Origin of the sequence: Paenibacillus urinalis (assembly GCF_028747985.1) — a bacterium.
Classification (GTDB): domain Bacteria; phylum Bacillota; class Bacilli; order Paenibacillales; family Paenibacillaceae; genus Paenibacillus; species Paenibacillus urinalis.
In genome coordinates this window covers 4,098,953-4,117,800 of sequence record NZ_CP118108.1, presented here as the reverse complement: position 1 = coordinate 4,117,800, position 18,848 = coordinate 4,098,953, and the positions used below count along the sequence as shown (strand labels likewise).

Below are 18,848 nucleotides of genomic sequence, written 5' to 3'. Positions count from 1 at the left end.
CGAGGGTTCCTTCAATAGGAGCCCTCGTATTTTTGTCTTAAGCTGCCTTGATGTGCTAGGAAACGGAGGGAGTACCTTGTTTGAACTGCTGATTACAATGACGGAGCGTATTGGTATCATCGTAACGATTGCGTTTATCGTATCCCGGCTGCGTTTTTTTCGGACCATGCTGAGCTTGGACAAGCTGACTTCCGTTCAACAGGTGCAAGCGGTGCTGGTGTTTGGTGTACTGGGTATCATCGGAACCTATACCGGACTTACCGTACATCCTGATTCATTGGCCCTCAACAAATGGATGCTTGAGGTATCTCAGGAGGAAGCCATCGCTAATTCCAGAGTCGTTGGCATCGTGATGGCTGGTCTCTTTGGTGGATGGAAGATTGGGCTAGGTGCCGGTTTGGTTGCCGGCCTGCACCGTTTTACCTTGGGAGGCTTTACTGGCCTTGCGTGCGGGCTTGCCACGATATTGGCTGGAATACTGGCAGGGGTATTTCGTAAGACAGGAGGACAGATCCGGTTCTCGAAAGCACTCATCCTAGGAGCGGTCGCTGAATCCCTGCAAATGCTAATTATTCTGCTGCTGGCAAGACCTTTTGAGCAGGCACTCAGCCTAGTAGGGTATATCGGTCTTCCGATGATCGTTGCGAATGGAATCGGGTGTGCCCTCTTTTTACTTATTATCCGCTCTGTCGTTAACGAGGAGCAGAAGGCAGCTGCTCAGCAGGCACAGACTTCACTCCGTATTGCCCGTCAGACGCTCGGATATATGCGGCAGGGAATGAAGCTCAGATCAGCTGAAGCGGTATGCCGAATTCTGTTCAGTGAGGTTAAGGCCAGTGCTATCGCTATGACCGATCAGCATGTTATTCTGGCCCATATTGGAATCGGAGACGATCATCATGTGGCAGGACGGCCGCTGCAGACGGAGGTGACCCGGCATGTGATTGAGCAGGGAGAAATGCTCATTGTAGACAACGAGGAGATTCATTGTCAGAAGCAGGGCTGTCCGCTCGGTGCAGCAGTCATAGGTCCGTTAAAACAGGGGGGCCAGACAGTGGGAACCCTGAAATTTTATTTTCGCAGCAAAAAGGATATAACCCATGTAACAACGGAGCTCATGTCTGGACTCACCATGCTGCTAAGCTACCAGCTGGAAGCTGCCCAGCTGGCTGAAGCCAAAGAGCTCGCACGGGAGGCTGAAATTAAGACACTGCAGGCACAGATTCATCCTCATTTCCTGTTCAACACGATGAACACGATTTTGTCATTAACGAGAATAGACGTGGACAAGGCTCGCAAGCTGCTTCGTAGCTTATCAGATTATATCCGCAAGAATCTGACAGCAGCCACCGCGGAACAATCGACGCTACTAGAAGAACTTCAGCATCTTCGCTCCTATTTAAATATCGAAGAAATAAGGTTTGAGGATAAGCTTACAGTTCATTATGATGTCAAGGAGTCCGCCCTGCAGGCCATGGTTCCGCCACTTACTTTGCAGCCGCTTGTGGAAAATTGTATCCGCCACGGCTTCCGTAACAGGACAGCACAGTGTGTTATCCACATCGAAATCACCGATGATCCCGTGACGGGTGTATCGGTGCTGATCAGAGATAATGGAGAAGGAATGAGAGAGGAACGGCTTAGTCAGCTTGGCACACAGAAGATAGAATCCTCAACAGGTACCGGGCTTGCAGTATATAACGTATCCCGTCGATTGACTCTGATGTATGGTATCGGAGCTTCGCTAGAGATTAAGAGCAGTGAGCAAGCAGGCACGGAAGTGAAGTTCCTCATTCCACCAGCATCTGCAAGCGGGAGATCAGACCAATGAAAGGCAGGGATCTTACCTAATGACAGAGAGAATCAGAACTTTAATTGTGGACGATGAACGGTATAGCCGGGAAGAGCTTGCGTATCTATTGGCGCAATATTCCTCAGTTGAGCTAGTAGGAGAAGCAGAGTCGGGGGAGCAGGCGGTCATGAAGGCAATTCAACTGCAGCCTGATGTGGTATTTCTAGATGTTGAAATGCCCATTATGAACGGACTGCAGGCCGCGGAAGCCATGATGAAGATGAAGAGCCCGCCAAAGATGGTGTTCGCAACGGCTTATCCTCAGTTCGGAGTGGATGCATTTCAAGTCGAAGCGCTCGATTATCTGCTCAAGCCGATTGACGAAGAACGCATGGCTGAGACCGTCAAGAGATTGGAGAGAGCAATTCTTAGTCCACATCAGGAGTCATCATCTCCTGCGCAAATGAAGTCTAGTGGGAAGCTGTCCATCGAGGAAGAAGGAGAGATTCACTTTATTGACCCGGATGACATCATTTATCTATCTCGTGAAGAGCCTTATACAAAGATTGTTACTGTCCATCAAGTGCATCAAGTTAAAACGCCGCTGAAGCACTTGGAGGCAAAGCTCAGGCTCTACCCGTTCTTTCGTATTCACAAGAGCTATATGGTTCACATGAAATATGTAAAAAGGCTGGTTCCGTGGTTCAATGGGGCATATCAGCTTGAACTGAAAGGAAGCAGTGAGCTGCTTGCCGTAAGCCGAAATTATGCAAAATCGTTCCGCGAAGCGATGGAATTATAACAGAGCCGGGATCTTCATTCATTGCATTTCATCACATGTCTGATGCACTTCATAGCAGATTTAATGCGTCTTGTCTCAAGATTACGACATGTTAATCGTAAATTGCCCCTTCGCTTGCTCATTTAATTATAATGAATGTAAGCGATTTCATAAGGAGGCGGTAATTTTGATTACATTTATCATATCAATCTTGCTGTTGGTACTCGGTTACTTCACGTATGGAAAATATATTGAAAAGATGTTCGGGGTTAAAGATTCACGTTCGACCCCTGCTTATGTAAATCAGGACGGTGTAGACTATCTGCCGATGAGCACAAGCAAGAACTCGTTGATTCAGCTGCTCAATATTGCAGGTGTCGGCCCGATTTTTGGCCCGATTATGGGAGCGTTATACGGACCAGTTGCTTTTTTATGGATCGTATTCGGCTGTATTTTTGCCGGAGCGGTACATGACTATTTAACGGGTATGATCTCCATTCGCAACCGCGGAGCCCACCTGCCTGAGCTTGCGGGTAAGTTCCTTGGAAAAGTAATGAAGCATGTTGTAAACGCATTCGCTATTTTGCTGCTGATCTTGGTAGGAACGGTGTTCGTCACTTCTCCAGCGAGCCTGATTCATAACCTGATAGAAGGACGAATCAGCATGGGAATTATACTCATCGCTATTTTCGTTTACTACATTCTGGCTACATTGCTGCCGATTGATAAGATTATCGGTCGTTTCTATCCAATCTTTGGTGCACTGCTCTTGATATCTTCAGTGGGTGTCGGAGCTATGCTGATCTTTAAGCAAGCCCCAATTCCTGAGCTGACGCTGACGAACCTCCACCCGGATAATCTGCCGATCTTCCCACTGTTATTCCTGACGATTACATGTGGTGCCTTGTCAGGCTTTCATGCGACGCAGACACCGATTATCTCACGGACAACACAGCGTGAAGGGCAAGGGCGCAAAATTTTCTATGGTATGATGATCGCAGAGGGGATTATTGCCATGGTATGGGCTGCAGCAGCGATGAGCCTGTTCCAAGGTCCGGTTGGCTTAAATGAGCTGCTTGCAGAAGGAGGCACCGGGTTAGTTGTAAGTGAGGTAGCGAAGGTGACCCTTGGTGCATATGTGGGTACGCTTGCTGTGCTTGGTGTTATTGTCCTGCCGATTACTTCAGGCGATACAGCGTTCCGAAGTGCACGAATGATCATTGCAGACTATATCAAGCTGCCGCAGCTGAGCATTAAGAGACGTCTGATCATTGCTGTTCCGCTCTTCGTTATTTCGATCGTACTGACTCAGATTGACTTTAACATCCTGTGGAGATATTTCTCTTGGGCGAATCAAGCAACGGGTGTCATTGCCTTGTTTGTCGGAGCGATGTATCTGTATGTCGCACGGAAAAACTTCTGGGTAGCCCTCATTCCGGGAGCTCTAATGCTGTACACAACCATGGTTTATATCCTGAATGCAGAGATTGGCTTCCGTATGAGCATGGATGCTTCGTATATAGCAGGAGGAGTCATTAGTGTTGTATTGGTTGTTGTCTTTTTCAGAGCTGCACAAAAAGCACGCGCCAATGAGCTTCCTCTGGACGTCGACGTATCAGATTACAACCGGGCAGCCTGAGCTTGAATGAGCAGGTAGATTATATGTTCTAATAAGAGGCACCGCTGCAGTGCGGATCATCTTGAGATGACGGGCTGCGGGGGTGCTCTTTATATTTCACATCTTTTTTAACCACATATCAATTAAATTCATTTACTCCATAGAACTGGACAACTAATTGGGATATAATGGGTAGGAAATCAAGAGAGGGCAGGTGTAACGTCGATGAAATTTAGTGAATATCGTTATGAAAGACCGGATGTAGCTCAGTTTGAACAAGAGTTTGGCAGTCTGCTTACCGTATTTCGCGAGGCGAAGAATGCGGACGATCAGGCCAAAGCGATGAATGAGCTTAACAAGCTCAGAGGAGCCGTCGCCACACAGCTTACACTTGTCTCTATTCGTCATTCCGTGGATACCAACGATGAGTTCTACAAGGCTGAGAAAGATTTCTCCGATGAGACAACACCACTGTTCCAGAAATACATAACTGAGTACTATGATGCCCTAGCCCATTCCGAATTTCGTCCAGAGCTCGAAGCCCGTTTCGGGAAGCAGCTGTTCCAGCTCGCCGAGCTCGAGATCAAGACGTTCAGCCCTGACATCATTAGCGATCTGCAGCTTGAGAATAAGCTGACAACGGAATACTCCAAGCTGATTGCATCAGCCAAGATTGAGTTTGAAGGTGAGGAGCGTACACTATCCCAGCTCATCCCATTTGGCGAATCAACGGATCGCTCCATGCGCAAACGGGCGGAGGAAGCACGTACTGCCTTTATGAGCGAGCATGAGGAAACACTGGACCGCATCTATGATGATCTGGTTAAGGTAAGAACAAGCATGGCGATCAAGCTGGGCTTTAACAATTTTGTAGAGATGGGCTATGCCCGCATGAGTCGTATTGGCTATAACGCCGAAATGGTTGAGAAATTCCGCGCTCAGGTGCTGGAGCATATCGTACCGGTAGCCTCCAAGCTCAAGGAGCGTCAGCGTAATCGGATTGGCGTAGACGAGCTCTACTACTACGACGAGAATGTAGTCTTCCCTACTGGGAATGCAACGCCTAAGGGGGACCCGGAATGGATTGTCCAGAACGGGAAGAAGATGTACGATGAGCTGTCACCAGAGATGAGTGAGTTCTTCAACTTTATGCTTGATAATGAGCTGATGGATCTGGTCAGCAAAAAAGGAAAGCGCAGCGGTGGATACTGCACGTTCATCTCAGACTACAAAGCTCCGTTTATCTTCTCGAACTTTAACGGAACATCCGGAGATATTGACGTACTGACCCACGAGGCAGGCCACGCTTTTCAAGTGTATCAGAGCCGTGACCTTGGCGTTCCTGAGTATATGTTCCCGACACATGAAGCTGCCGAGATTCATTCGATGAGCATGGAATTTTTCACTTGGCCGTGGATGGAGCTATTCTTCGAGCATGAAGTGGATAAATACCGTTTCGAGCATCTCGCAAGCGGTCTTATCTTTATTCCTTACGGCGTATCGGTAGATGAATTCCAGCATTTTGTCTATGCGAATCCAGAAGCGACTCCAGCAGAACGGAAGCAGGCATGGCGTGAGATCGAACGGAAGTATCTGCCGCACCGCAATTACGAGAACAACAGTTATCTGGAGCAAGGCGGCTTCTGGCATAAGCAGGGCCACATATTCGGCTCTCCGTTTTACTATATTGATTACACCCTTGCTCAAATCTGTGCATTCCAGTTCTGGAAGCGTTCGAGAGAAGATTATGCTGCGGCATGGGCCGATTATTTGAATCTCTGTCGTCAGGGAGGAAGCAAATCCTTTACGGAGCTGGTGGCCATCGCGGGCCTGATCTCTCCATTTGAAGAAGGCTGTGTCACCTCGGTGATCGGAACGATTGAAGAATGGCTCGACAGCGTGGATGATACGGCACTGTAAGTCGGACAATGATACTGACCATTAAAAGCGAGATTGAAATCAAGCTCCAAAACGTCAATATTTGACTTTATCCTTGTCAATCTTGTATAATGATCCCGATTATTACTGAATTTTCGATGAAGAGGAATAGTAATAGCGCCTGTGTATTTCAGAGAGCCAGCGGATGGTGCAAGCTGGTTGCCGGAGCACTATGAACTCGCCTTGGAGATATGAGGTTAAGCTATTTGTACAGCATTTGGTAAGCCTCATCGGTTCACCGCCGTTACAGGGTGCTTAAGGGAGTGGACGACGAAGCACGTTTGTCCGCTAACTAGGGTGGTACCACGGGAATTACAACCTCTCGTCCCTAGCGATGACACGCTATGGGATGCGGAGGTTTTTTTTGATTATAGAATTCATTTCGTTGCAAGCCGCATGGCTGGCTGAACCATTCTGTAATCGCGAGGAAGAGTCTGTCAGGACCATAACGATTGACGCTCTTCTTATTGGTTATGATGACGAGGAGGATGTACATTGAGTCAGAAAGAACAGCCGAAGCACGGCTATAATCCCCAGGCAATTGAGCCGAAATGGCAGCAATACTGGGATCAGAACAAGACATTTAAGACAGAGGAAAATCCGGACAAACCGAAGTTCTATGCCCTGGATATGTTCCCTTATCCTTCAGGTGCAGGACTGCACGTAGGACATCCAGAGGGCTATACGGCAACTGATATCGTGTCCCGATACAAGAGAATGCGCGGCTACAACGTGCTTCATCCTATGGGCTGGGATGCCTTTGGACTTCCTGCAGAGCAGCATGCCATTGATACAGGACAGCATCCACGGGATATTACCGTGAAGAATGTTAATAACTTCCGTCGTCAGATCAAATCACTCGGCTTCTCTTATGACTGGGATCGTGAGATCAGCACGACCGATCCTGATTACTACAAATGGACGCAGTGGATCTTCATCCAGCTGTACAATCGAGGTCTGGCCTATGTATCCGAAGTGCCGGTAAACTGGTGTGAAGAGCTGGGAACGGTGCTTGCTAACGAAGAAGTCATCGACGGCAAGAGTGAGCGCGGCGGATTCCCGGTTGTGCGCAAGCCGATGCGTCAATGGGTGCTGAAAATTACGGAATATGCCGATCGTTTGCTTGATGACCTCGACGAACTGGACTGGGCAGAGAGCATTAAGGATATGCAGCGGAACTGGATCGGAAGATCCAAAGGTGCGGAGGTGACCTTCCCTCTCGAAGGTCATAATGCAGGGGTTACGGTATTTACAACCCGCCCAGACACCCTGTTCGGTGCAAGCTATGCGGTACTTGCTCCAGAGCATGAACTGGTAGCAGACATCACAACAGCTGAACAGCGTGAAGCCGTTGAAGCATACATTGAGAAGGCTTCACGGAAGAGTGATCTCGAGCGTACCGATCTTGCGAAGGAGAAGACAGGTGTGTTCACAGGGGCTTATGTCATCAATCCTGTAAACGGGGCGAAGCTGCCTGTATGGATTGCAGACTATGTACTGGCTGGTTATGGTACAGGTGCGATTATGGCCGTTCCGGGTCATGACAGCCGTGACTGGGAATTCGCCAAGGAATTCGGCCTTGATATTATCGAGGTGGTATCCGGCGGTGATGTAACACAAGAAGCGTACACAGGTGACGGAGCCCACGTGAATTCCGGCTTCCTCGATGGTCTGCATAACGAAGAAGCGATCGCAGCTGCGATCTCATGGCTTGAAGAGAACGGCAAGGGTCAAGGCAAAGTGACCTACCGTCTGCGGGACTGGCTGTTCAGCCGTCAGCGTTATTGGGGAGAGCCGATTCCGATTCTGCATCTGGAAGACGGAACGATGAAGACTGTGCCTGAGGATCAGCTGCCGCTGGTACTGCCTGATGTAGAGCAAATCAAGCCTTCCGGCACAGGTGAATCTCCGCTTGCTAACGTAACGGAGTGGATTAATACTGTTGATCCGGAGACGGGCATGAAGGCTCGCCGTGAGACGAATACGATGCCGCAATGGGCGGGAAGCTGCTGGTATTACCTGCGCTTTATTGATCCTCACAATGACAAGGAGCTTGTCTCGAAGGAGAAGCAGCGCGAATGGCTGCCGGTAGACTTGTATATCGGTGGAGCGGAGCATGCAGTGCTTCACCTTCTGTACGCTCGTTTCTGGCACAAAGTGCTGTATGATCTGGGCGTAGTGGAGACGAAGGAACCATTCCACAAGCTGGTGAACCAGGGTATGATTCTTGGAACCAATAACGAGAAGATGAGTAAATCCCGCGGTAATGTCATTAATCCAGATGATATCGTTGATAACTTTGGTGCGGATACACTGCGTATTTATGAGATGTTTATGGGACCGCTCGAAGCGACCAAGCCTTGGAACGAGAATGGCGTTGAAGGCGCACACCGCTTCCTGGCTCGCGTATGGCGCCTGTTTATCAACGAGGATGGCACTCTGAACGAGAAGATCAGCGATCAAGGCACCGAGGAATTCAAGCGTACATGGCATAAGACGATTAAGAAAGTAACCGACGATCTGGAGCACCTGCGCTTCAATACTGCGATCAGTCAGCTTATGATCTTCATCAATGAAGCATACAAGGCAGAGCGTCTTCCGCGCGAAGCAATGGAGAACTTTGTTCAGCTCTTGTCACCGCTTGCTCCGCACATTGCAGAAGAGCTGTGGTCCCGCCTTGGTCATGAAGAGAGCGTGACTTATGTTGCTTGGCCGGGCTACGATGAATCACTCACAGTAGATAAGGAAGTCGAGATCGTTATTCAGATCAATGGTAAGATTGTACAGCGTGCACACGTGGCAGCTGACCTCGATGCCAAAGGACTTGAAGCCCATAGTTTAGAGCTGCCTGCCATTAAAGAAGCACTTTCTGGCAAAACAATCCGTAAAGTGATTGCTGTACCAGGCAAGCTTGTTAATATTGTTGCCGGTTAATTTCACCCGCTCCGAATTCGGCATCCAGCTGTTCCAGGTCTTCTTCGTATTTTGCATGCGTCACCTGGATCAATTGGTCGAATACGCCAGCTAGGTTGGAATCCAGTAAATTTAGTGCCTTGGCGGTAATACCGCCAGGGACGGCAACACGTTTTTGGAGCTGTGACGGTGTCATGGCTCCTTCTGTTAACAGCTTACCTGTTCCAAGGAGCATTTCACTGGCCAGGCAAGTGGCTTCCTCATGATCAATTCCGGTATGCTGCACGGCTGCCTGGATCCATTGCTCCAGAAAAAAAGCGATGAATGCGGGTCCGCAGCTGGTAAGATCAGAGCTGATCCGGGTAAAAGTTTCTTCTACCTGGACCGGTCTGCTGATATAGGAGAACAGCTGCTCGACCCGTTTTTTATCTTCATCCTTCATTCGATTTCCATGAATACATAGAGATGCCCCGCTTCCTCTCAAATGAGTGATGCTAGGGATGATTTTCGTAATTTTACAAGGCAGTACGGACTCCAAATGCCGGATTTGAACCGGGCTCGTAATCGAAATAAGAATATGCTCCGGTTTGATGAAGGGCTTGATATCCTGAGCAACTTCTTTAAATTCATGCGGCTTTACGCATAAGAAAATGAAGTTTGCTTTCATGACGGTTTCCTGATTGGTTTCAGCGGCTTTCAGACCCGGATAGATGGATGAAAGCTTTAGAACTTTGGCATGTGTCCGATTGCTTGCCACGATTTGTCTAGCGTCAAGTGCTCCGGAAGCAAGGAAGGCGTTAATGAGTAAACTTCCCATGCTGCCGGTTCCGATAAATCCAACCTTCAACATCTTGAGGTTCCCCCTTTCTTGCTTTACGGTACTTACGCAGGCTTACGTTCTTCTTAGTGTATGCACCAGGTCTTGGACTACATGACGACAAATTTTACATCAATGTCACAATAGTTTAGGAGGTTTTATGAGGTGAAGAGAGGAACCATTGCCATAGCCTTGACAGCTCTGTCTGCAAGCGCGCTCATATTGTTTGGAGGATCTGGTGATTCGGGCACGGAAGAATGGACCGAAATCAGTGACAGAGTTGCCCTATCTGTAAATGAAGGGAATGCAAATACGGAGGATAGAGCTGGGTCAGCTGAGGGCAAGGAGACGAAGGCTGATGGGAGTACGGAGACAGAAGCTTCATTGGGTATTGGTGAGCAAACTGTAGATGGGCAGTCTGTAAGTGAAAGTACTCCTTCTGCCAAGGCACACGTAACTTCAAGCGAGGTGGAAGAGGCAGTCAGTGATAAGGCAGTGGATCCCTTACCAGAGATGATGGAGGCTGACCGTGTTGCAGGGGAGGATCTAAGCTCTTCACAAGCGGTACAAAATACAGAGCCGGCCGCTGACACTATAGCGTCAGCAGAGTCAGCAGGGGTAAATTCTGCTGCTGAAGGCAAGGTAGCTGTTAACACAGCTGCGCTGGCAGAGCTGATGGAGCTTCCTGGTATAGGTGAGAAGAAAGCACAGGCGATCATCGATTATCGTGCTGAGCATGGCCCTTTTCAGAAACTGAGTGATTTGACGAATGTGAAAGGAATCGGCATGAAGATGCTGGAGAAAATGTCTCCCTATCTATATATTAATTAATATAATCAATTTCATAATACCTTTGGCTGCTATTTGGCTGCTTTAATCAAGAGTATATATAGATCAAAATGGTTTTACTTGTCTATATATAGTTCCAAATTCACCTTTTTTATGTTTATGAAATTGATTCAGTAACAGCGTAATCAATGTCTAAGGAGTAGTGAGGAACGATGTGTGCAGACATAAGAAAAGACTGGGATACTTACTTCATGGATATCGCTTATATGGTATCTACCCGTTCAAGATGCCCCCGCCGACATGTAGGAGCCGTACTCGTACAGGGAAAAAAGCTGCTCGGTACAGCTTATAATGGAGCACCCATGGGTGTACCGGATTGTTCAGAGGCTGGGTGTATGATCTCCGAGGAATACGAACTTACGAACCAGGATGGCAAGGAGGTTATGGTGAAGAAGCAGCGCTGTGTCCGCACCATTCATGCCGAGCAGAATCTGCTCTTGTTCACGGACCGAGCCGATCGGGAGGGCTCCTCTGTATATGTGACGGATGAGCCCTGCTGGACTTGTGCAAATATGCTGGCCAACAGCGGGATTACAGAAATTGTATTTCATAGACCTTATCCGAAGGATACGAGCAAGGTTCGCCAGATGATGGAGCATAAAGGGATTACATTCCGTTCGCTCAGCGGGTATGAGCCACCAAGAGAAACACTGATGACCGTATCGGATTAATGGCTCGAAAGTGAGCCTTAACAATTATAATGAAGAGGAAGAACCTCGAAGGCAGCCAGGGGAATGTGGCTTGTATTCGGGGTTCTTTTTTTGTGCTGCAGGAAGGAGGGTCCATTGAAGGGGAGACCGCTGGCCTTATTTTGTGCTTGCTGGATTGTAGGAAGCAGTGCAGCTCATCTATATGATGGGCTAAGACTATATGCCATTGTACTTGGTGTTATCCTGTTTCTCGGTATTTTGTTCTACTTCACAGAAATTAGAGGAATGCTGCTTACAGTTTTAATGACGAGCATCGTGCTGTCCTGTACTTATTATGAATGGAATGATCTGAAGAACGTAACTGAGCTTCCCGCCTACATGGAACAGGCTGAGGGTGAGGTACCTGGAATGACGGTTGAGCTTCAAGGTACAATTGCATCCAAAGTCGAGGTGGATGGAGACAGAGTGCAGTTTGTGCTGCTTGCGCATAAGGCAAGAGAGATTGGAGCTCTAGATCCGAATTTGCAAAGCTCTGCCGAGACGGGCACAGATGAGGGAGCAGAAGTAATAACGGATGGGGAAGGAGCATATGGAGGAAGGAATAAAGGATCAGTTAAAAAAGAAAATGATGTGCCCACAGAAGCTGCTCCTATACTAAATGAGAAAATTCAGGTGCAGATCAGGCTGCTTGAAGAGCAGGAGCAAACCATCGCAGACGCATGGCAGCGAGGAGATACACTCACAATGACCGGCACGCTGGAAGCTCCAGGAGAGGCCCGTAATTATGGCAGCTTTGATTACAGAACGTATCTGCATACGCAACAAATTCACTGGCTTGTGAAAGCCAAAGGAATAGACAGTATAGAGCATGACCTGCTGGACACTCTCTTTGATAGACATGTCATATTACGATGGAGCGACGCAGCGCGAGAAGAACTTGGAGGCAGGATGGAGGCGATGTTCGAGGAGCCGCATGCCGGTTATATGAAAGGGCTTGTTATCGGGATTGGGGATGAAATAGACCCGGATACCTACGGTGAATTCTCGCAGCTGGGACTTACGCACATTCTCGCCATCTCAGGAATGCATGTCGCCATTTATGTCTCTGCACTGCTGTTTGTACTGTCCAAATGCAGACTTAGTAAGGAGACAGCACTGACGATCACCTTATTTTTAGTGCCTGTCTATGTGCTTATATCCGGTTCTTCACCTTCTGTCGTCCGGGCCGGAATCATGTCGATGATTGGATTGTATATGGCAAGAAGAGGTCTCATGAAGGATGGTCTGAACATTCTCTGTCTAACCGCTCTTATTATGCTGCTGGTGGAGCCTTACATGCTGGTGAATGTGAGCTTCCAGCTGTCGTTTCTGGTAACAGCAGGTCTCATGATCTTCGTTCCACTGCTTACTCCGCATTTTGCCAAGTGGCCGAAGATCTTGTCCGGCACGGCGGTTGTAACCATCGCTGCACAGCTGCTGTCTTTTCCAATGACAGTCTATTATTTTAATCAGTTTTCGTTATTATCGTTTGGAGCTAATTTTCTGCTCGTAGGGTTTATCAGCTTCCTTGTACTGCCGTTAGGCACTCTTGCTCTGGCTCTCGTCTACTTGTGGGAGCCCGCGACGAAGCCGATTGTATGGATTACGGAATGGCTGAATAGTCTGACCTTCGATTTTGTCGCATGGCTGAACACCTTTGAGCAATTTGTTCTCATATGGGCAACCCCTCATTTTATGGCGGTAGCAGCTTATTACTTGGTACTATATATTATTTTCTTATTACTTAAAAAATGGAGAATCAGCAGACAGCCGTTAACGCCACGTGATGAGGATACAATTCCGCTAACGGCAGATCACATGATTCATTCAAGAGGGCAGCAGGCTGTTGGCATCATGCCAAGAAAACCAGGTGCATTCTTCCTTCGCGGCGAAACCCGGCTTCAAGGAGCGATTGATGCGCTGCAAATTTCATCAGCCTGGCCCGAGCTGGAGAGCGTGTTTGGACCACAAGGGGCAGGGTATTATGCTCGTGCTCCCTTTCATTTTTTTCACAAGGTGCTGTTGGCAGGTCTGTGTGTAATATTGTCTGCTGGGCTGTTCATTTCTTACCAAGGACCTTACCGAGCCTCCGAGGGGATTGTAGCTGTTCTTGACGTTGGGCAGGGAGACAGTATTCTCATCTCAACGCCGGCGGGCAAGCATATATTGGTGGATGGTGGAGGAACAATCCAGTTTGGAGAGCAGGAGGACTGGAAGCAGCGCCGAGATCCCTATGAGGTGGGGGAGTCACTGCTTGTACCGCTGCTGAAAAAAAGAGGGATCCAGCAGCTGGATGCAGTGATCCTAAGCCATGGCGACCATGATCATGCAGGGGGACTACAGGCCGTGCTAGAGGATATTCCCGTTTCAACATTTATGTTCAATGGACGGATGACAGATAAAGACGCCTTTCATGAGCTGCTGCAGACAGCACTAGATAAAGGAGTTCGTCTATATGAAGCATATGATGGAATGGTATACGAGCCGGACAAGGATACGAGGCTTACCTTTATGGCTCCAGAAGCTCCCCCTGAGGAGATACATTCTGAGACAGATGACAAGAAGCCTTTGCCTGTATCAGAGGAACAGAATCATGATTCGGTTGTATTCAAGCTGGATATGGAGCATCGCTCCTTCCTATTTACTGGAGATATTGATGCAGCGGCAGAGCTGGACATATTGGATCGGCTGCGAAGACAGAGTGAACCTGGCAGTCATGAGGATACGGCTCACAAGAGGGATGCCGGAGAACATTCTATTGCTTCGTCAGAAGGTGATATGGAGGCAAAGGCACAAACGAAGCAGCAACCGCCGCCGCCGCCGCAGCTTGTGAGTCAGGTGGACGTGCTGAAAGTAGCACATCATGGGAGCAAGACCTCCACGACTGAGGAATGGCTTGCCTATTGGCAGCCGCAGCTATCTGTCATTTCTGCCGGAGTCAACAATACGTATGGGCATCCACATCCTACGGTTACAGACAGACTGGATCAATACGGCTCAGAAATTTACCGCACAGATACGATGGGAGAGGTTCAGATCCGGGTAAGAGATGGAGTGATGGAAATACGGAGTAAGCTTGGGGAAGATTGAGCCCGAGAACGTGTCATCGTGTGAAGTAATCAGTCTGAATATAATCAAAAAACGGTAATGTAATATTAGGCAAACCGTCTGCTCTTTTCAAAAATGGTCTATTTTGCTAACATAAAATAAAAAAAGCAAAGGAATTGTGAGGAAATGTCTTCCCCTACACTAGAAACAAGAGCATATCAGGAATTGCGCCGCCGAATCATATTTGCAGAGTATATGCCAGGAACCCTGCTCTCCGAGAACGACCTTGCGGAACAGCTGAGTATGAGCCGAACGCCTATTAGAGCTGCGATTTCATTATTGGTCACAGAAGGCTTTGTCGAATCTTACCGCGGACGCGGCGTGTTGGTTAAGGAAATCAGCTTCCGCGAGTATACCGAGATTCTGGAAGTCCTGATCTCTCTGCAGCTGTATGTCATTAACGCGGTAGAAAGACGTAATTTGAAATTCGATCTTCAGGAGCTGCAGAAGCACTTGGAACGGCAGCAGCAGGCTAAGGATTCTAGTGATATCCCAGGCTACTATGTGAGCTACCTGGATTTTGTGGAAACGATGATTTACACAATCCGTAATCAGCATATGCTGGGTGTTCTCGAACAAACCAAAGGGAAATTTTTATACCGAATGATCTCCTATCGCAAGCAGTTTCCTCATCATCAGCCTTACAAATCTCTGGAATCGAATCAAAAGGCGTATGAAGCCCTTGTAAAAGGTGATTTAGATGCAGCAAGATCCGAAATTACGGGGATCTATACAGCCACGTACGAAACGTTAATAATGAATGGAATTATATAATCGTCCACAGCGAGCCCATAAGCAGGCTCGTTTTTTTATCGCTATTTTTTAACAATAGTGGTGTATTACGTTAACACACAACTTACATACAACCTGCATACTTATGTTGAGTCGAAATATGAGAGGAGAGAATCAATAATGATTACTCAAGTGAACAGCAAGCGTAATGAAGTGTTTGTGGATGAGAGCCGAATAGAGACAAGCAAGCGCCCTTGGTTTGGACAGCTGCCGGAAGCTCTGCCAGCCCAGTATTCTTTTGCAGTGATGGGCGACCGCTGCGGGATGATGACCCCGGGTGTATTCGAGCAAGGACTTGAGCTTCTCAAAGATCTAAATCCGGAGTTTGTCTTGTTTGTGGGTGACCTGGTCGAGGGCTACTGGAAGGACGCGGACAAGGCGCGCGAGGAATGGGAATACATAGATGCCCAGATCGAGGCAACCGGCTTACCCTTCTTCCAAACGATCGGAAATCATGATTTCGGCACGCAGGCTATGGTTGATGTATGGCGTGAACGTAAGGGGCATGAATACTATGCTTTCCGTGCAGGGGACCAGCTGTTTCTTACCTTGAATACCGAAGATCCGTTTGAAGAAATGCCGGACGAAATGATTGAGCTTATCAAGCGTTCAACGGAAAAAGTGCATGCGGACCCTGAGCATACGATGGAATATATGAAGGAATTTTACGAGGAGATCACAAAAGAACTTACGCCTGAGCAGCTGCAGAGCATGGGTAAGGTAGGCATTGGCATTAGTGCTGAGCAGCTCGCCTTTTTCGAAAAGGTATTAGAGGACAACAAGGACGTGAAGCATACCTTCGTCAGCATGCATAAGCCAGGCTGGAAAGCAGACAGCGCAGAATTTGCACGTCTTGAAGCGATACTGCAAGACCGGGAATACACGGTGTTTGCCGGACATTTTCACACACTGGAGTATACCGCTGATGCGAACCGCACGTATATTCAGCTGGGACGCACCGGAGCAGGTGCCCATGGAATCGGACGGGCTGACGACAATCTTATACTGTGGGTTACAGTGAACGAGGACCGCGTTTCATATAGAGTCATCCATTTGGATGGTGTTACCGATGTCATGGCGTACCCGCCTCAGCTGCATCATCAGGATTAATCACGAGTTCATCTATAAACCTTAGAGGGAGTGGAGAAAGTTCCATGCTGCAGAAAAAAATGTGGACAGCGGGGCTGTTGTCGTTAACGATTCTGGCAACGGCTGCGTGCGGAAATTCAGCTTCGAGCGGAGATTCGGCGGGAGCTGCAACTGGAGCGGACAGCGCACAGGGTGCAAGGGAAAAAACGAAGATTACATTTTACAGCTACAACTTGGCAACCGCATCACAAAAGGATGGAACCCAGAAGCTGATCGACGAATTTGAAGCAGCCAATCCGGATATTGATGTAGAAGGCATTCCTGTACCTTCGCCAGACATTAATGCCAAGGTCCAGGCCGATATTGCAGCCGGTTCTTCCCCGGACATAGCCCAGCTTACTTTTGACGGTCTTGATTATTTTGCAAACAATTTCGGAGTAAAGCCGCTTGAGGACATTGTTCCGGCGGACGAGCTTGAGGAGACATTCGAAGGATTCTCGCCTAATGGTCTGAAGCTCGGACAGCTGGACGGCAAGACCTACGGTCTTCCTTTTACATTTAGTACTCCTGTTTTATTCTATAATGCCAAATTGTTTGAAGAGGCAGGACTTGATCCGGAGCAGCCGCCGGCTACATGGGCGGAAGTGAAGGAATATGCAGCCAAAATTGCCGAAGCTACAGACGCATCCGGTGTCCATATCGGTGGATCGATCGGGAACGATTGGATCGTGCAGGCCTTGATTGGAAGCAACGGTGGAAAAGTACTCTCCGATGACCGTACCACTCTGCACTTTGATAGTCCGGAAGCGATTGGCGCCGTTGAAATGTGGCAGGACATAACTACGAGCGGCGCCGGCAGCAAGCTGAACGACAGTGAGGTCATGGAGGCATTCAGCCAGGGACAGGTCGGTATGTTACTGTTCACGAGTGCACTGCAGAGTGCATTTCTCTCGGCAGCGGAAGCTGGAGGCTGGGAGCTCAAGGCGGCAGCTATGCCTTCCTTCGAGAACAAGCCGACGACTCCGGTCAATTCGGGCAGTGCATTATTTATATTATCTGACGATGAAGCCAAGCAGCAGGCTGCCTGGAAATTCCTCAAATTTGTGACTAGTGAGCGCGGCTATACCATTATTACTTCCGAGATCGGCTATCTGCCTCTTCGTCCGTCCATTGTTGAGGATGAGGAGTACTTAAAAGGCTGGGTGGAAGAGAATCCGCTCATCAAGCCTAATTTGGAGCAGCTGGATCGCCTTGCACCATGGGTGTCTTATCCAGGAGCGAATTGGTATCAGATCGAGACGATCCTGCTGGAGGCTGTGCAGAAATCTATCCAATCCAGTGATGACGTCACCACCATAATGAAAGAAGCGCAGACGCGGGCTCAATCGCTTATGCCATAAATTCTGATGCAGAAGACAGAAGGAGTTCGCTCCTTCTGTCTTCAACAAAATCAGGGTCACTCGAAAGGAGAACCAGCATTGTGAATTATGATACGACGACTTCATCCGAACTGCCGGGTATAAACTCAGTGCCCAAACCGCGGGACAAGCAGCGCAAGAAGCTCGCCATCCGCTTAAGAGGAATTAAGCCTTATCTGTATCTGCTGCCGGTCCTTCTGTCCCTGGGCTTTTGGATATATAGGCCGCTCATCGAGACCTTCCAGCTCAGCTTCTATCAGTGGAATCTGCTCCCTACCTCACCAAAGGAGTATGTGGGCTGGGACAATTTCAAAAATCTTTTTACACTGCCGGAAATGGGAGCGGCGCTGACCAACACGCTCATCTATACCATTGGTGTTGTACCGTTTTCCTTGATTGTACCTTTGTTTATCGCGATTTTTACCGAAAATATCAGCAAGCGCTCGCGTAACGTGTACCGGGCTCTCATCTTCCTACCCATGATTATGGCTCCTGTTGCCGTATCCTCTATTTGGCGATGGATTATGCATCCGACCAATGGCATCCTGAACCGCACGCTGCAGTATTTTGGACTCGAAGAACCGATCCACTTTTTCACCGATGAGCGGTGGGCTATCTATTCTATCATTTTTATTACTGGCTGGAAGCTTATCGGGTTCAGCACGCTTATCTTCTCTGCTGCCTTAACCGGCATTAATAAGGAATATTATGAAGCTGCCAAAATAGATCGTGCCAGCCGCTGGCAGATGATTCGTCATATTACGCTGCCACTTCTATCACCCTCCATTCTGTTCATGGGCATGCTCAGCATCTTGTTTGCCTCCGAGTGGAGCTTCTCTTATGTCAATGTGCTCACCCAAGGCGGGCCGCTTGACTCTACGACGAATATCTATTATTTACTGTGGCAATACGGCTTCCAGACATTTGCGGTAGGCTGGAGCTCTGCAGCCGCTGTCGTGCTCTTCATCGGTTTCGGGCTGATTGCACTCGGATTCATGAAGCTGAGTAAGAAGCTGACGTTCTTTGACGACTAGGAGGGAAATC

At 48.4% G+C, this 18,848-nt stretch carries 13 protein-coding genes, 1 pseudogene and 1 other annotated feature; of the genes and pseudogenes, 13 read left to right on the top strand and 1 reads right to left on the bottom strand.

Features of this window, described 5'->3' with window-relative positions; genetic code table 11:
* Positions 1 to 76 precede the first annotated feature (76 nt).
* From PUW25_RS19035 to leuS, 6 genes are all read left to right on the top strand, one after another.
* The gene (locus PUW25_RS19035; protein ID WP_047910778.1) at positions 77 to 1,831 is read left to right on the top strand and encodes a LytS/YhcK type 5TM receptor domain-containing protein; all 1,755 of its coding nucleotides are present in this window, start codon (positions 77 to 79) and stop codon (positions 1,829 to 1,831) included.
* A gap of 19 nt (positions 1,832 to 1,850) precedes the next feature.
* A complete protein-coding gene (locus tag PUW25_RS19030; RefSeq protein ID WP_047910779.1) occupies positions 1,851 to 2,594 on the top strand; it encodes a LytR/AlgR family response regulator transcription factor in 744 nt (247 codons plus the stop codon).
* A gap of 166 nt (positions 2,595 to 2,760) precedes the next feature.
* Complete coding sequence (locus tag PUW25_RS19025; RefSeq protein WP_047910780.1) at positions 2,761 to 4,212, top strand: carbon starvation CstA family protein; 1,452 nt, start codon at positions 2,761 to 2,763, stop codon at positions 4,210 to 4,212.
* Positions 4,213 to 4,416: 204 nt separating this feature from the next.
* Positions 4,417 to 6,111 (top strand): M3 family oligoendopeptidase, encoded by a 1,695-nt coding sequence (locus PUW25_RS19020; protein ID WP_047910781.1) that lies wholly within the window; start codon positions 4,417 to 4,419, stop codon positions 6,109 to 6,111.
* Between the two features lie 107 nt (positions 6,112 to 6,218).
* Positions 6,219 to 6,462 (top strand) — a binding site (T-box leader).
* A 31-nt stretch (positions 6,463 to 6,493) separates the two neighbouring features.
* On the top strand, positions 6,494 to 6,628 hold the full coding sequence (locus tag PUW25_RS19015) for a hypothetical protein (protein WP_274337381.1): 135 nt from the start codon (positions 6,494 to 6,496) through the stop codon (positions 6,626 to 6,628).
* Entirely contained in the window at positions 6,625 to 9,063 is a 2,439-nt protein-coding gene (gene leuS / locus PUW25_RS19010; protein WP_047910782.1) for a leucine--tRNA ligase, read from the top strand. Before PUW25_RS19015 ends, leuS begins: the two co-directional genes overlap by 4 nt.
* On the opposite strand, the pseudogene comER reads toward leuS, so the two are convergent.
* Positions 9,044 to 9,907 (bottom strand): annotated as a pseudogene (gene comER / locus PUW25_RS19005) (late competence protein ComER); the annotation flags it as partial. The gene leuS and the pseudogene comER overlap by 20 nt on opposite strands.
* A 117-nt stretch (positions 9,908 to 10,024) precedes the next feature.
* Here comER and PUW25_RS19000 point away from each other — a divergent pair.
* The 7 genes from PUW25_RS19000 (at position 10,025) to PUW25_RS18970 (ending at position 18,838) form a co-directional block, all read left to right on the top strand.
* Positions 10,025 to 10,690, top strand: a complete 666-nt coding sequence (locus PUW25_RS19000) for a ComEA family DNA-binding protein (protein WP_052511794.1) — start codon at positions 10,025 to 10,027, stop codon at positions 10,688 to 10,690.
* Positions 10,691 to 10,860: 170 nt separating this feature from the next.
* A complete protein-coding gene (locus tag PUW25_RS18995) occupies positions 10,861 to 11,379 on the top strand; it encodes a deoxycytidylate deaminase (RefSeq protein WP_047910783.1) in 519 nt (172 codons plus the stop codon).
* Between the two features lie 114 nt (positions 11,380 to 11,493).
* Positions 11,494 to 14,487 carry a ComEC/Rec2 family competence protein gene (locus PUW25_RS18990; RefSeq protein WP_052511796.1) on the top strand — a complete coding sequence of 998 codons (2,994 nt, stop codon included), beginning with the start codon at positions 11,494 to 11,496 and terminating at the stop codon, positions 14,485 to 14,487.
* A 144-nt stretch (positions 14,488 to 14,631) separates the two neighbouring features.
* A complete protein-coding gene (locus PUW25_RS18985) occupies positions 14,632 to 15,279 on the top strand; it encodes a GntR family transcriptional regulator (protein WP_052511798.1) in 648 nt (215 codons plus the stop codon).
* A 138-nt stretch (positions 15,280 to 15,417) separates the two neighbouring features.
* Complete coding sequence (locus tag PUW25_RS18980; RefSeq protein ID WP_047910784.1) at positions 15,418 to 16,407, top strand: metallophosphoesterase family protein; 990 nt, start codon at positions 15,418 to 15,420, stop codon at positions 16,405 to 16,407.
* 44 nt (positions 16,408 to 16,451) lie between these two features.
* Positions 16,452 to 17,786: an ABC transporter substrate-binding protein gene (locus tag PUW25_RS18975; protein WP_274337379.1), complete on the top strand. Its 1,335-nt coding sequence runs from the start codon at positions 16,452 to 16,454 to the stop codon at positions 17,784 to 17,786.
* Between the two features lie 80 nt (positions 17,787 to 17,866).
* Entirely contained in the window at positions 17,867 to 18,838 is a 972-nt protein-coding gene (locus PUW25_RS18970) for a carbohydrate ABC transporter permease (protein WP_202964130.1), read from the top strand.
* The last annotated feature ends 10 nt before the right edge of the window (positions 18,839 to 18,848 follow it).